The organism is Marinobacter piscis (genome assembly GCF_007671655.1).
Lineage (GTDB): Bacteria > Pseudomonadota > Gammaproteobacteria > Pseudomonadales > Oleiphilaceae > Marinobacter > Marinobacter piscensis.
On record NZ_VCGX01000002.1, the window covers coordinates 380,851 to 395,414 of the forward strand.

Genomic DNA, 14,564 nt, shown 5'->3' on the forward strand with positions numbered 1-14,564 from the left:
TACGATAGTAAGGACATCAAAAACAACAACTGTTTCAACCGTTATGCGTTGATTATAGAACGACACCCATGCCAGTTACGAATTTTGCTGTGAATCTGCCTGTTGTCCGCTCCTGCTGCACCGCCGCTCTGAGCGCTGTTTTATGTGTATGGGTAATATTTACCCCCGCAGCCGACGCCACGCCGGCTTCCGCCCCGGGCCAGGAAGCTGTGGAATTGTATGGCGCCACTGCTGACGTACCGGAAGTACTTACCACTGCCCGCCTCCGGCAGTCGAAAACCCGCGTCCCCGGAACAACGACCATTATTGAAGGCGAAATGATCCGGGATCTGGGTGTCATGAGCCTCGTTGAAGTATTTCGTCTGGTTCCGGGGATGGTTGTGGCAAATGTTGGCAGTAATAAACCGGTGACGACCTATCACGGCACGGTACACTATGAGCAGCGCCGCATGCAGGTGCTGGTGGATGGTCGCACAGCCTATCGTACAACCTTGTCTGACATGGACTGGCACACCATGCCGGTGCCTCTGGAAACCATTGAACGAATCGAAGTCAGCCGGGGGCCTAACTCGGCAGCTTACGGGATCAACGCTTTTCTGGGGACCATCAATATTATTACCCGTCACCCTGCAGATACTGCAGGTGCAGAGGTTCGGGTTGCCACTGGCTCCAGGGGTTACCTGCGTACCTTTGGATCCGTTGGCAATACCAGCGAACACCATGATTGGCGCCTGGCTTATGAAAAGCGACAGTTTGATGGGTTCGACTTTCAGATTAAAGATGGCCGCGAGATTCCCTTCCACAATGGTCACGACATAAACACCTTTAATTATGACTCCAACCTGAGGATCAAACCCGGAATTGATGCTGATATCCGTGCAGGTGTTGTGGATGGCACAGATGAGGAGGACCCATACAAAAGCAGTGAGCCCCCGGCCATTGAAAACCCCGACATTGATGTCCGGGATTATTATCTGCAGACACAACTGAACTTTACCCCGTCAAAAACCCATTTTTTTCACCTGCAGGTGAGCTTCAAAAACTACGATCGCAGACAGCGCTGGCCCATTTCTGTTCCGGAATCGGCGATTCATTGTCTGGAAGACCCACAGGCCTGCAATAACAGTGGTGGAGCACCCGTTATTATTGACGTGAATGCTGACTATGAGGACTCACGGCTGGAGTTCGAATTACAGGACACACTGTTGATAAGCGAAGACCTGAAACTGGTGAGTGGACTGGGCTATCGGGAAAACACCTTTCGCTCCGAGACCTATTTTAATGGCCGGGATAACAGTTACCAGTCCCGGTTATTCGGCAATATTGAATACTCCCCTGTTAACTGGCTTACGCTCAATGGCGGTGGTAACTGGGAACAAACGACAACAACAGATGAAGGATACTTCTCCCCCCGCGTTGCAGCCAATGTTATTTTCACCAGAAACCACGCCGTACGATTTGTCTATTCCCGCGCAGTCAGAACGCCCGATGAATTTGAACAAAACCCGGACTACGGCTACACCCTGCGTAATATACGCCCGGCCCAGTACAAAAAACATGAAGGCTTAAGGGTGAACAGCGAAGACATCATGCCGCCCGGCACTTACCACACGCTTAACAGAACACTTGAAAAAGAAACCATAACATCTCGTGAAATCAGTTATTTTGGCCAGTTCCCCATGAGCCGCGGCCAGTTCACTCTGGAGGTGCGGGCGTTCAAAGACGAACTCAGGGATATGATCAGCGGCATTATCCGCTTTGATCGCTGGACAATTGATAACAACGTGGGCGTGGATCAGCAAGGCGCTGAAGTTGAAGCTGCCCTGGAATATCCGGGAACCACCGTCAGAGCCAGTTATGGCTATCTTGACCAGGAAGGCTGGTACACAGGTGTCGATTCAGCTGCGGATCAACAGAAAAAAGTGGACCTTCTGGCACGCCTCTCAGCAAGGCACTCTGGCAGTCTGGTTGTTATTAAGGACCTGCCCTTGGGTGTGAAAGCATCAACGGCTTACTACTGGGTGGATCAGCTTAAAGATACCCGCTTTGAGCGACTGGATCTTCGTCTGGCGAAACGTATTTTTCAGCCACGGTACACGGTGGAACTGGCCGCAACCCTGCAGCATTATCTTGATACCGACCCTTTTATGAGTCGTGATAATAACATTAAAGACCAAAACCAGTTCTTTCTGGAAGCGGGCGTTCGCTTCTGAACTCTGATCAAGGAAGGTTTCGGACCCGGGATGGTATGAAAAATATTACCGTTTTCATAATCTGCATGATTATCACAGCAATCATGCCCGGCGGATACCCCGCCGCCCTGGCGAAGGACGGTAAGCCCACCCCTGTGTACGTCGTTGGCTCTGGTAACCTTATTCTCGATCAACATGTACAGACACTGCTGGAACAAGAGTTGGGTAACAGCAGCATCCTGATTCCCATTGAAGATAAACAGGCAAGCCTTACTGAAGACATTCCTATTGTCACGATAGGAGCGGGAGCGTTTTCACGAATTCAGAAAATCAGCCGCAACGCCCCTGTACTCGCTCTACTGGTGGATCAGGACTTCCTGGAGGAGTTCATTTACCGTTCCCCGGGCCGGGTTTCCGGGGTTTACCATAACGTACCACTCCTGCACCAGGCGTTGATCGGTAAAGCTATTCTGCCTCAGGCAACGCGGATTGCACTGGTTTCAACAACTGCCAGTGCCGATCTTTACAGCGCGCTCCTTGATCAGCTTGCGGAATATAGCCTGGAGGCCCGGCTGTTCGTCGCAGACACGCCGCAGCAGCTTATTCCCGCACTCAACAGAGCGTTAAGTTACGGCGATTTTCTATTGGCAGCACCGGATACCAGTACCTACAACCCACAAACCATAAAGCATGTTTTGCTGACCACGTATCGCCGGAACCGCATTGTTATCGGCCCGAGCCAGGCATACGTGAAAGCCGGAGCCCTCGCCTCAGGCTATGCACCTTATCCTGCCATGGCCCGAATGGCTGCAACCTACCTGAACGTTTTTAATGAAACCGGGCAATTCCCTGAGCCGGATTATCCAGCAGAGTTCCGGGTTTCAGTTAACCGACAGGTTGCGCGCTCACTGAATATACCTATCGCAACCCGGGAACACATCCAGAAAACCGTAGAACTCTGGTTGACGCAATCAGGGGAGAGCAGGCAATGAGTAAGCGTTACAAAGCTCCGTCGATGTCACGCCGGCTTTTATACCTGGGTGCCGTACCTTCTATCGTAATGTTCGTTGCGCTTATGGGCTTTTTTACCTCAGCACGGCTTGACGATGCCCAGCGGGATCTTTCAGACACTCACCAGTTACTGGCGGACAGCCTGGCCCCATCGCTTGAGTACACCGTCGTCTCTGGCAATACCTCCGCTCTGCAGGACATACTTTCCGGGTCTGTCCGCTCCAGTAAGGCTAACTGGATCCGCGTTATTGACGTGGCCGGGGAGCAGGTTGGAATGGCGTCCGCCGGTGGTGCCACTCCGGCTCCCAAGGCTGACGGGTTTCAGGTCTATGAGGCGGAAATCCTCCAAAAGCCTGTAACGCTGGGGGATCACAACCAGAAAACGCTGTGGTTTCAGCCCGAACAAGGCATGGGCCTGGGGGTACTGCGTGTAGGTATGGTGCAGGTTGGTGTGAGCAATAGTGTTCTTGATGAACGACGTAACGAAATCTTCTGGTCGTCCGTGGCCATGGGCCTTTTCCTACTGGTATGCACCATCGTGGTTATCAAGTACACCCTGAAGCCGGTCCTCTCCCCCATTAAGGCAGTATCCGGGCGTATCGGTCGACTGATCGAGGGCGACTATCAGGTCAACACGGTCAATCAACGAGGCAACACCCGTGAGATCATTGCGATTGAACAACAACTCAACGAACTGGCGCAGCACCTTGAGAACCTGAGAGCATCAAGAGACCAGACACTGGCAGTTTCGGAGCAGGCGCGGGATAAAGCCGAGAGTGCCAGCAACGCCAAGTCGGACTTTCTGGCCACCATGAGTCAGGAACTGCGCATCCCCTTAACCGGGGTGCTGGCCATGATTGACCAGACAGAACAGGAACCACTCAGCCAGGAACAACAGCAACACCTGCAAACAGCCCGTCAATCCACGGAAGACCTTCTCACTGTGATAAGCGATATTCTTGATTACGCCAGCCTGGACAGTGATGGATTGATAAGAGAATACCAGCCCTTCAATCTGCGTACACTGATCACCAACTGTGTCGCCTCATATCGTCACGTGGCCGAGAAGCACAAACTGACTCTCAGGCTGCAGTTTTATGGCGACTGGCCAGAGGTTCCGCTTGTTTCTGGTGATGGTCCCCGGATCCGGCAGATTATTGCGTTCCTGATTGATAATGCGATTAAATTTACCAGTAACGAGATGGTGAGCGTTGAGGTAGGCTGCCTTGGGGTTGATGATAACGGTCTATGGCTCAGGTGCGCTATCAGTGATTCCGGAAGTGGCCTTGCCCACGAACAGGTTACAGATGTAGTCAGTAACGAGGAGCAGTCAGCCTCTGATGAAACTCACCGGACTTACAATTCCGGCATGGGGCTGTCACTTGTACAGCGCCTTGTTGAGCTTCTGGGCGGGCGTGTTCAGGTCGATACCGGCCCCGGGAAGAGCGCATCTTTCTGTTTCGAGCTACCGCTGAAACACGTATCGCAAAAAGACAGTGTCTGAAGACAGCGCCCTTCCCTGGGCGCCGCATATCTCTCAGCGAACCGGTTCCCTCATGGTTACAAACTCCTCGGCTGAGGTCGGATGTATCCCCATAGTCGCGTCAAACTGGGCCTTGGTGGCACCTGCCTTGATGGCCACAGCCAAGCCCTGAGTGATTTCACCGGCATCCAGACCTACCATATGTGCACCGAGTACACGGTCTGTTGGCTCATCAACAACAAGCTTCATCATGCAGCGCTCATCGCGGCCGCTCAGCGTGTACTTCATTGGCCGGAATTCAGTGCGGTATATTTTCAGACTGTGTCCAGCTTCCCGCGCTTCTTCTTCCGTTAACCCGACGGTTCCGATAGGTGGCTGGCAGAACACGGCGGTCGGTATGGCGGTATAATCCATTTCACCCTTGCCATCACCGAACAGGCGGCGGGACAGCACCATAGCCTGCGCCAGCGCTACCGGGGTCAGTTGCGGGGTACCAATCACATCGCCCAACGCGGTTATTGAAGGAACAGATGTCTGGAAGTAATCATCGACAACGACATGCCCTGAGGCACTAAGTTCAATACCCAGTTCGGTCAGGCCAAGACCATCTACCAGCGCCCTTCTGCCGGTTGCAGCCATAACAAGACCGGTTTCTCTTACATCGCCGTTGCTCAGTTGAACCTGATAGTGAGCGCCTTCCTCGCGTACTGACTCGATGGTTACACCAAACTCCAGGTGCACGCCTTTTTTGCGCATTTCCTGCTCTGTAAACCGGCGCACATCATCATCAAATCCACGCAGGAACAGGTCGCCCCGGTACAGTAGCGTGGTGTCGACACCCAAGCCTGCAAGAATGCCGGCAAACTCCACAGCAATATACCCGCCACCCCACACAATGGCCTTTTCGGGCAACTGTGGCAGATAGAACATTTCATTAGAGGTAAGAACCAGGTCTTTGCCAGGAATGTCGGGCACCACAGGCCAGCTGCCTGTGGCCACTGTAATGTGTGCGGTAGTGTATTGCTTGTCACCCACAACAATCGTATTCGGGTCTTTGATGGATGCTGTGCCTTCAATGACGGTTACGCCGGCATTCTCGAGCATGCGGCCATAAATGCCGTTAAGTCGTTCTATCTCTGCGGTTTTATTGGTAACAAGTGTGGGCCAATCAAAACTGACATCGTCCACCGGTACGTTCCAGCCATAACCCGATGCATCCTCCAGTTCGTCATTGACGCTGGCCCCGTATACAAAAAGCTTTTTGGGTACACAGCCAACGTTGACGCATGTACCGCCCAGGTAGCGGGACTCCACAACGGCTACCCGTGCACCACGCGCAGCTGAGGTGCGCGCAAGGCGAACACCGCCGGAGCCGGCACCAATAATGATCAGATCGAAATCCTGGCTGTCAGACACAGAGTCTCCTGTTGCTTTTACAATGTTAGTGTTAGTCAGGGGCTGGAATGCATCTCACGGTAAAGAATATGGTCCAGTGAATCCCCTACACGCATTTTTCCAAGGCTGCGAAAGCCTTCTGATTCATAAAATGGCAGATAGCGGTTATTGCCAGTATCCAGCACCAGGCCGCCTCCCCGTGGGTTATCTGCACAGAGACGCTGAACCGCTTTAAGCAAAAGCCGCCCATATCCCCGGTTCTGATATTTCGGGTTAACCCCCATCAAGGGCAATTGGTGGGCAAGTGGCTGTGGAAGCATGGCACGCAGCCTCCGATGATACTCCAGGTACCTGCGGGTTGAAGCAAAACCTGCCGTCAGCACCATACGCAGGCGCCAGCCTGCCTGATTCGCCAGATTCAGCCGCAGATCCGGGTCGCCGATAAGTGCCACTGCAACCAGTGTATCATCAACCAGTACACCCACCGCTTCCTGATCCAGATCAAAGTACAATCTGGCCAGCTCTCGGATGGTAGCCCGCACGCGCTGATCATAGCCGGGCTGACGGTGATTAAAAAGGTATCGGAAGGTGGGCTCATTCCGGTAGGCATCATAGAGAATTGACTTCACTTCATTCAGGGCGCTGACATCCAGCCGGACAATGATCGGTTCCGGTTTGTTGTTTGTAGTGCTACTCATGATTTCGCTCCTGCGATTGTCCGGGGCAGCGACCCCGGAGCCCGGTAATTCAGTGTCAGATAGCCAGCGTTAACCGCGCCGATACCCGGCCTGGCTTGTTTGCACGATCCAGAGCAGCCTGGTCAATCGTCACACCATGCTGATCGCTCAGCATCTCCAGCCAGGCCGCAACTTCCGCATAAACAGCAGAATCAACCCATACCCGGATGGCATTGTCACCACTGGGTTCAAAACGCTGCAATGTCAGGCCAGACTCTCGTGCCGAGCGGGTGACCAGCCCCATCAATTCACGGCCATCGGCAGGCACTTCAGCAGAGACCGATGCCGGCCCGCCCCCATTGCTGGCCAGGCGTCTGATAGCCGGCCTGTTGGCCTGCATCCAGGCTACAAGTTCAGAAGCACTTTGCTTGCTGGTCTCGGCCCGATTGTGAAAGTCTGTTACCGGTCTCCATACTGCAAAATAGAGAAAACCGAGAAAGACAGCAATAGCCAGTATAGTCAGGGCTTGCTGGTCACGCCTCGGTAGCTGGTCGTACTGGGCGATCAGCTTACCCGCCGCCGGTTGTTGTTTCAGTCTGGTTAACATCAGCTTAGCCTCCGGATACTGTCAGACGCCCGCGAGCGCCGCTGGATTCGTTAACCACAGAGCCAATTCTGGCATTCAGTCCCTGGCCTGTCAGGCCGTTGCGTAGCGCACTCAGGCTGTCGTAGTTCTGTGCACGCACATCAACAACCAGTTCTCCACGGGACTGACTATAGTTGATGGAGTTAAATCTCACCGAGCCCGTGCTGGACACTTTCGCATACTGCTGCCCGGTATATTTCATCAGCGCAACAAAATCTGCGTCCGGCCCCTGTGTACCTGCCACCCGCAGCTGGCCTTCGATAACGCGCCTTACGTTGCCCGCATGGGTTCGCTGATCCTCCGGGAAAGCGCCGCGATATACCGACATTGCCTCTTGTTTCAGCGTTTCAGCCTGTTGCTTGTAGTAAAAACCCATACCGGCCTCCAGTGCAATCTGAACCACAAACCATACCGCTGCCACTGCAATCAGCGGCTTCCAGGGTTTCAGTGGGCTGGCTTTTCCGCCGTTGACGGAAAAGCTTCGCTGACACAGGTTGATCGGTTGGCAAAGATGGTGGTGGTGAGCGTGAGCCAACAGTTCCAGAGGCATCAGTTGCAGTGCTTCCTGGCGAACCGAAAGCCGACCCGGGACCATCAGCTGACTCAGTATGGTCTGGTGTTCTTCCAGCCCGGCCTCTGTGCCGTAAATAACTACGGGTACCTCTGCTGTCACATCCTCCGACGATGGTGTTGCCAGAGTATGGGCAAACATCTCAAGATTGGCAGACTGCATGCTCAGCCACTCACCCCGGTCGCTGATCATCATTGCCGAGTCACCGTCCAGGCATATTGTCCAACCGCCCTCTGTTACCGGAAGCAATGCGGCGTCCGGGTAAAGGGCGTCCAGTCTGGTGTGTTGCCAGCCATTGAACAGTGCCCACCAGTGCGCCATCCGGCTCCGGTCAACGGCAGCCACCCGGTAGCCTTCCTGGCTATGCTGGCCAAGCGCCAGATGCACATCATCGATGTCCTGGGCAACCTGCTCTTCAACGGCGTAAGGCAACGCCTGATTGATAAACCGGCTTTGTCTGGCTGGAATATCAGCCAGGCAGAATACGGCTTCGTCCCCCGGAATCAGGCCTGTAAGCAAAACATCCTCAAGTCCGTTCTGGCTGAGTGTCTGCTCCACGGTACTCCGGCTATCATTGTTTCCCTGAGCCTGAGTATCGCCTCCGGCATCATACAGTACCCAGTTGAAAAGGCAGTTTTCCCGGTTTTCTTCCGAATCCGCGTAAGGCGGCAGGGGTCGCACATAGAGGCGATAAGACATGGCTATCCTTCCGAGATGGCGTAAGGCTCTTTGGTTATGCGGTTTTTCTGTCCGGTATCTCTGTGTATCGTTTGGACATTACCGTCCTGATTCCGGAATACCTTACTCACCATATTAACAACACGATTATCGTAGGTAATCCGTGAAACAACTTCAAAAAAACGGGTCTGCAGTCCCAGACCTACAGGTTTCAGACCCAGCCCCGCAAATTCCGGCAGCGCCAGAAAATCCTGCAGGCTTTCAAACCGCTCTTCCTCGCGGTTCTCTATAATGGATGCAGCCTGCACCGCAGTCAGCTCATCATGTAATGACATCAGAACTTCCGCTGTGGCCGTATTCACATTGATGCCCAGCCCACTCACCGGCAGTGCGGTGACATGTGGCCGCAAAGCGGTATATATTTCTTCGGTCATACCTTCAATCAGCCGCAATTCCGAGACACTCACAAACGGTTGATTTGCCGCACGGAATCCAGGGTCCGCCATCAGGTACTGCCCGTCTTCCGCGCCATAGGCACTGATGGTCTGGTCGTCAGCATCTATCCAGTCCACCAGTGCATCCACCGAGAGGCCGGTGATCCCGAGCGCAATCAACAAACGCTTTACGCGGTCTTTGGTCACCGGATCGACCTGACCACTGCCAGTCACCAGGTCGTTCAGGTTAATCCGGCCACCCAGATCGTCGATTTGTACTTCAGCCACCCCATTGTCTTCCAGCGGCAGGATAGCGGCATTCATGGCCCAGAACTCGTCCGGGCTGTCTACCATCAGATTATCTTCTTTGTCTTTTTCAAAATCCTGGAGCAGGATCAGGCGGGCAAAGGCTTCGGCACCCAGAGCTATGCTCTGCCCCTGCTGTTGTGCCAGATAGTGCCCGGCCTTGAACACTCTTATATTCTGCTGTTGTGTCATCCCCGAGGCCAGCATAACGATCAGTGTCATGGCCAGCAGCACCATGATCAGGGCAACACCCTGCTGCTTATGCATTATTCACCTCCCTGCTCTGCTGCATCCTCGTCAGCATCTTCAGCAGCACTGCGACGAGCCTCATTTGTCTGGTTAACCAGACGTTGGGCATCGCCCGGATCGAAGTCAGGAAACACAAATGTGCGCACCAGATCGCCGAACCGTTCATGTTCCAAAGTAATTTCTATTCCTTGCGGTAACACAATATCGGGTCGTTTGCCGGGGCTCAGGGAGGTCATGGCATTCTCAGTTGGCCACTCGGCGGCCCAATCGTTCTGCTCGTTTAAAAAACGCACGTCAAAAGCAGTTACCCCTTCAAGCAGTAGTACGTCGCGACTATTTTCTTCCTGGCCCTGATCCAGAACCGGCCAGTAACGGCGCCGTAATTCGCTGCCTGTGTACTCCCAGGCCACCCTTTGCAAACGGCTGCGCCGGATACCCAGAGGGTTGCGCCAGCCCTGGCGTGTGAGCATCAGGGAAAAGTCCGTCTCGCGGCTGGTCAGCGCCGGCTGAAAATCCCCGTATATATCCCGGGCCGGCCGGTTTACGATCTGGGTAATATCCCGCTCCAGAAGCAACATGGTACGTTGCAGGCCTTCAAATTGTTCCGCAAGTTCATCAACCCGGTCGCGGGACATAATCACGCCACTTAAAACCTGCCACACGCCGAGTCCGATAACCGCAGTGATGGTTATAGCAACCAGAACCTCAAGAAGCGTAAAACCCCGCTGGCTAACCGGCATGCTCAGCTTCCTCCTACAAACGCAGAAAGCGTATGCACCGGGTAAGGTTTCGTGCGACCTTCACGGTAGCGGGCAACCTCCACCTCCACACGTCGCATTTTCGATTCAGCCGTCGCAAGCACTTTTGTGGTTACCTGCCAGCGGTAGGGGCCATAGTCGGCATCTTTCGCGTTCTCAGAGATGGCGGGCAGTTTTTTCTGCAGTCGTATTTCGGCTATACGATTGTCAGCAATCCAGGCGGCAAGGGTTTTGTCGCGAACCCGTTCATAGCTGGAAATATACTGGCTGCCCACCTCCGCCGCCGCCGTGGCAATCAGGCCAAACACCAGTAACGCAATCATCACCTCAATCAGGGTGAAACCTCTGGACGACCCCACAGGTCTGGCGGAGTCAGGTAACCTCACCAGCCCCCTCCATCGTCGCCGGGGCGACGCCATTCAATGGCGGACACACCGTCCGCAGCGAGAACATGGGTATAGTCCGTCTCGCTGCCAACTGTAAACTCCAGCTCAAACGGGGTGGTTTCACCACTGGAGAAAAACACCACATCCGGTTTTAATTCGTCCTCTGCGGTGGCCAGTCGGGGGGCCTCACTTTCAATAAACCGGGTAGCAACCAACCATTCCGGAAACTCCCGGGCCTGGAATATTCGCTCTCCTGAGGCTGTCCATTTGCCGGTTTCATTCGCATAAGCAACAAATCTGTATCCGGTTTCCTCAAGCACAAGCCCCAGTTCCAGGTTGTTCAGCACCGCCTGATCCGACGCAGTCTGCATCAACAGATACAGCTCCCGCACCTGGTTCTTCAGCGCTCGCTGCTGGCTGTTTCCACCCATTGTGAACACCGCCAGAGAGGCCAGCAGCCCCACAAGAACCAGGACAACCAGTATCTCAATCAGCGTAAATCCCCTGTTATTCAGGTTCGGTCCGGGGTGCACCATCAATCAGTTGCCGACGTTCCGGGCGCTGATGTCTGCTGCATCTCCATCGCCGCCTTCCTGACCATCGGAGCCGTAGGAGTAAAGATCATAAGGACCCTCGATGCCCGGGCTTACATACTGGAAATCATTTCCCCAGGGGTCTTCAGGTATGCTTTTCATGTAGCCATCCGGATTCCAGTTCCTGGGCTCGGGAGTGCCACTTGGACGGGATACCAGAGCTTCCAGACCTTGCTGAGTCGAGGGGTAGTGGCTGTTATCCAGCCGATAAAGGTCCAGCGCCTTGGTAATATTTGTGAGCTGAGTTTCTGCCACAGTAACCTTCGCCTGGTCGCTCCGGCCCATAATGTTTGGCGCCACTACGGCCACCAGCAGGCCAAGGATCACCATGACCACCATAATTTCGATCAGGGTAAAGCCCCGGGTGGACTGCAGTGTTTTCATAGATTTCATCGTCATTGTATTACTCATCATTGGCTTTGAACGTTGGCTTACGGGTATCCGGGTAGAGAGGTTAACCGACAAGGTTACTCATGTTCAGTATGGGAAGCATGATAGCCATCACAATAATCAGTACGACCACGCCCATAACGAGGAGCATCAAGGGCTCAAAAAGCCCGACAATGGCAGCGATTTTCGACTGCAGGGTATTCTCCTGCATGGTCGCCGTGCGCTCCAGCATATTGTCCAGTTCGCCGCTGGCCTCTCCACTGGCAATCATATGCAGCATCATCGGCGGAAAATACCCTGACTGATCCAGGGCCCGGTGCAGAGAGCCGCCCTCACTGACCTTGCGTGCCGCATCCCTGAGCTCCTGGCGCAGGTAGTCGTTGGAAAGCACCTCGCCGGCAATCTTCATGGCCTCGACCAGGGGAACACCACTGGTTGTCAGTATACTCAGTGTACTGGCGTAGCGGGCCGTGTTTACGCCTCTCACCATCCCGGACAACAGGGGTAAGTGCAGCAGACGCTTATGGAAGCGCAGCCGTACAGGAGGCTTGGTCAGGGCAAAGCGGAACGCCAGAACGCCTGCAACAATCAGGATTAAAAGATAAATACCATAGCCGGACAGGAATTCCGACACCGCCAGCATGGCAACCGTCAGCCCAGGCAACTCCTGCCCCTGCTTAACAAACACCTCAATGATGTCCGGTACGACATAAGTCAGCAAGAAGACAACAATGGCAATCGCCACAAAGCTGAGAATAATCGGATAAATCGCTGCAAGCTGGATTTTCTGCCGCGCCTCTTGCCGGCTTTCGGTGTAGTCCGCCAGGCGATTAAGCACCAGATCCAGGTGTCCGGCATGCTCCCCGGCGGCAACTGTGGAGCGGTACAGGCGGGGAAAGGCTCTGGGAAACTCACCCAGGCTGTCTGCCAGGGTATACCCTTCCATGACCTTTGCGCGGATAGCGATCAGCATGCTGCGGATGCGGGGTTTCACCGTTTGCTGGGCTGTGGCTGACAGGGCCTGCTCAATAGGGATACCCGACTGGATCAGCGTTGCGAGCTGACGGGTTACCAGTGCCAGGTCCGCAGCGGCCAGGGAACCACCACGGCTCAATGGGTTGGTAGCTGTCCGTTTTTGAGTTGCAGGCTCAACGGCCAGAGGTGTCAGCCTTTTTTCGCGAAGCTGCTGCCGAACGGCCCGGGGCGCATCCGCTTCCACCACACCCTGCTTTTGTTTGCCCCTGGCATCCAGCGCTTTGTACTCGTATGCAGGCATGGCTTACTGGCCCCGGTGCGTTACCCGGAGCACCTCTTCCACGGTGGTAACCCCTTCAAGAATCTTGCGCACACCGTCTGCGTGTATACTTGGCCCCTTGAGCCGCGCTTCTTTTTCCAGGTCAAGCTCCCCTGCCCGTTTGTGAATCAAAGCGCCCAGCTCCTCGGTTACTTCAACTACCTCATAGATGCCTATCCGGCCGCGATAGCCAAGATGGTTACAGTGCTCGCACCCTTTGGCACGGTAGATCGTGGGTGGGTCTGCAATATCCTGCTGCAGAAATTCGCAGTGCTCTTCTGAGGGTGTATAGGGTTCACAGCATTCCTTGCACAACACCCGCACGAGTCGCTGGGCAACAATCCCTACCAGGCTTGACGAAATCAGGAAGGGTTCGATCCCCATATCCATCAGACGGGTAATGGCCCCGACAGCGGTGTTGGTGTGCAGAGTGGATAACACAAGGTGACCGGTAAGGCTGGCTTGTACCGCAATTTCTGCCGTCTCAAGATCGCGGATTTCACCAATCATGACAACATCCGGATCCTGGCGCAGAATGGCCCGCAACCCGCGCGCAAACGTCATTTCTACTTTCGGGTTTACCTGTGTCTGGCCAATGCCCGGCAGGTTGTACTCAATCGGGTCTTCGACCGTGAGAATGTTACGGGTGCGGTCGTTTATTTCCTGTAACGAAGCGTACAGAGTGGTGGACTTACCAGAGCCGGTTGGCCCGGTAACCAGCAATATGCCATAAGGCCGGTAAATCAGCTTGCGAAGAATGCTGAGATCGTCCGGTGCCATGCCCAGTGATTCCAGACGTATGGCTCCGGCCTGCTTGTCCAGCAACCGTAACACCACTCTCTCACCACTGGACGACGGCATGGTCGATACCCGGATATCAACTTCGCGCCCCGCTACCCTGAGGGCAATCCTGCCGTCCTGCGGCACCCGCTTCTCGGCAATATCCAGCTTGGCCATAACCTTGATCCGCGACACCAGCAATGGCGCCAGCGCCCGCTTGGGCTGCACCACTTCACGCAGTACACCATCCACACGAAAACGTACAACCAGGCGTTTCTCGTAAGTTTCGATATGCACATCGGAGGCGCTGGTTTTAACAGCTTCTGTGAGAATCGCATTGATCAGACGAATAATCGGTGCATCGTCTTCCTGCTCCAGAAGGTCTTCGGTTTCTGGGACTGACTCTGCCAGGGAAGCCAGATCCATATCATCACCAATGCCTTCAACCATCTGCATGGCTTCGGCGGAATCGTTCTGATAGGCGGAGTTTAACGCCTGATCGAAGTCTTCTGCTTCAATCCGGGTAAACTGCGCCCTGCCACCGCTGATGCGGTTGGCTTCTGCCAGGGCCGAATGTGGCGCGTCAGACCGGACCAGGATAACCGGAGTGCCTTCTTCAGAACGGGTCAGTATGACACCGTTGCGCTTAGCAAATGTGAAAGGAAGGCGGCCCAGGGGAGCATCCTGCGAATGTTGGTCGGTATCAGTGGCCAAGGTTATC

Annotated in this window: 14 protein-coding genes; 3 read left to right on the top strand and 11 right to left on the bottom strand. The window is 54.5% G+C overall.

Translation table 11 applies throughout. The features are described from left to right. The first annotated feature begins 68 nt into the window (after nt 1-68). From FFI95_RS07490 to FFI95_RS07500, 3 genes are read left to right on the top strand one after another with little or no spacing between them, the layout of a single operon-like run. A complete protein-coding gene (locus tag FFI95_RS07490; protein WP_144821804.1) occupies nt 69-2,213 on the top strand; it encodes a TonB-dependent receptor plug domain-containing protein in 2,145 nt (714 codons plus the stop codon). Nucleotides 2,214-2,248: 35 nt separating this feature from the next. Further along, nucleotides 2,249-3,184 (top strand): type 1 periplasmic-binding domain-containing protein, encoded by a 936-nt coding sequence (locus FFI95_RS07495; protein WP_246069449.1) that lies wholly within the window; start codon nt 2,249-2,251, stop codon nt 3,182-3,184. After that, nucleotides 3,181-4,707 carry a sensor histidine kinase gene (locus FFI95_RS07500; protein WP_144821805.1) on the top strand — a complete coding sequence of 509 codons (1,527 nt, stop codon included), beginning with the start codon at nt 3,181-3,183 and terminating at the stop codon, nt 4,705-4,707. The genes FFI95_RS07495 and FFI95_RS07500 overlap by 4 nt, the downstream gene beginning before the upstream one ends. A 33-nt stretch (nt 4,708-4,740) precedes the next feature. Here FFI95_RS07500 and gorA read toward each other — a convergent pair whose 3' ends face one another. Genes gorA through gspE form a run of 11 tightly spaced genes read right to left on the bottom strand, consistent with a single transcriptional unit; the run spans nt 4,741 to nt 14,557 of the window. Then, nucleotides 4,741-6,102, bottom strand: a complete 1,362-nt coding sequence (gene gorA, locus FFI95_RS07505; RefSeq protein WP_144821806.1) for a glutathione-disulfide reductase — start codon at nt 6,100-6,102, stop codon at nt 4,741-4,743. Nucleotides 6,103-6,137: 35 nt separating this feature from the next. Further along, nucleotides 6,138-6,779: a GNAT family N-acetyltransferase gene (locus FFI95_RS07510; protein WP_144821807.1), complete on the bottom strand. Its 642-nt coding sequence runs from the start codon at nt 6,777-6,779 to the stop codon at nt 6,138-6,140. A gap of 55 nt (nt 6,780-6,834) precedes the next feature. Beyond that, a complete protein-coding gene (gene gspM, locus FFI95_RS07515; RefSeq protein ID WP_144821808.1) occupies nt 6,835-7,365 on the bottom strand; it encodes a type II secretion system protein GspM in 531 nt (176 codons plus the stop codon). A 4-nt stretch (nt 7,366-7,369) separates the two neighbouring features. Further along, the gene (gspL, locus tag FFI95_RS07520) at nt 7,370-8,674 is read right to left on the bottom strand and encodes a type II secretion system protein GspL (RefSeq protein ID WP_144821809.1); all 1,305 of its coding nucleotides are present in this window, start codon (nt 8,672-8,674) and stop codon (nt 7,370-7,372) included. A 2-nt stretch (nt 8,675-8,676) separates the two neighbouring features. Further along, nucleotides 8,677-9,660, bottom strand: coding sequence for a type II secretion system minor pseudopilin GspK (gene gspK, locus FFI95_RS07525; RefSeq protein ID WP_186311977.1), 984 nt, complete (start codon nt 9,658-9,660; stop codon nt 8,677-8,679). After that, nucleotides 9,660-10,382, bottom strand: coding sequence for a type II secretion system minor pseudopilin GspJ (gene gspJ, locus FFI95_RS07530; protein WP_144821810.1), 723 nt, complete (start codon nt 10,380-10,382; stop codon nt 9,660-9,662). The genes gspK and gspJ overlap by 1 nt, the downstream gene beginning before the upstream one ends. A gap of 2 nt (nt 10,383-10,384) precedes the next feature. After that, nucleotides 10,385-10,759: a type II secretion system minor pseudopilin GspI gene (gspI, locus tag FFI95_RS07535; protein ID WP_144822428.1), complete on the bottom strand. Its 375-nt coding sequence runs from the start codon at nt 10,757-10,759 to the stop codon at nt 10,385-10,387. A 23-nt stretch (nt 10,760-10,782) separates the two neighbouring features. Beyond that, nucleotides 10,783-11,322, bottom strand: a complete 540-nt coding sequence (gspH, locus tag FFI95_RS07540; protein ID WP_144821811.1) for a type II secretion system minor pseudopilin GspH — start codon at nt 11,320-11,322, stop codon at nt 10,783-10,785. A gap of 3 nt (nt 11,323-11,325) precedes the next feature. After that, nucleotides 11,326-11,778 carry a type II secretion system major pseudopilin GspG gene (gene gspG, locus FFI95_RS07545; protein WP_144821812.1) on the bottom strand — a complete coding sequence of 151 codons (453 nt, stop codon included), beginning with the start codon at nt 11,776-11,778 and terminating at the stop codon, nt 11,326-11,328. 55 nt (nt 11,779-11,833) lie between these two features. Beyond that, a complete protein-coding gene (gspF, locus tag FFI95_RS07550; RefSeq protein ID WP_144821813.1) occupies nt 11,834-13,045 on the bottom strand; it encodes a type II secretion system inner membrane protein GspF in 1,212 nt (403 codons plus the stop codon). A gap of 3 nt (nt 13,046-13,048) precedes the next feature. After that, entirely contained in the window at nt 13,049-14,557 is a 1,509-nt protein-coding gene (gspE, locus tag FFI95_RS07555; RefSeq protein WP_144821814.1) for a type II secretion system ATPase GspE, read from the bottom strand. Nucleotides 14,558-14,564 lie beyond the last annotated feature (7 nt).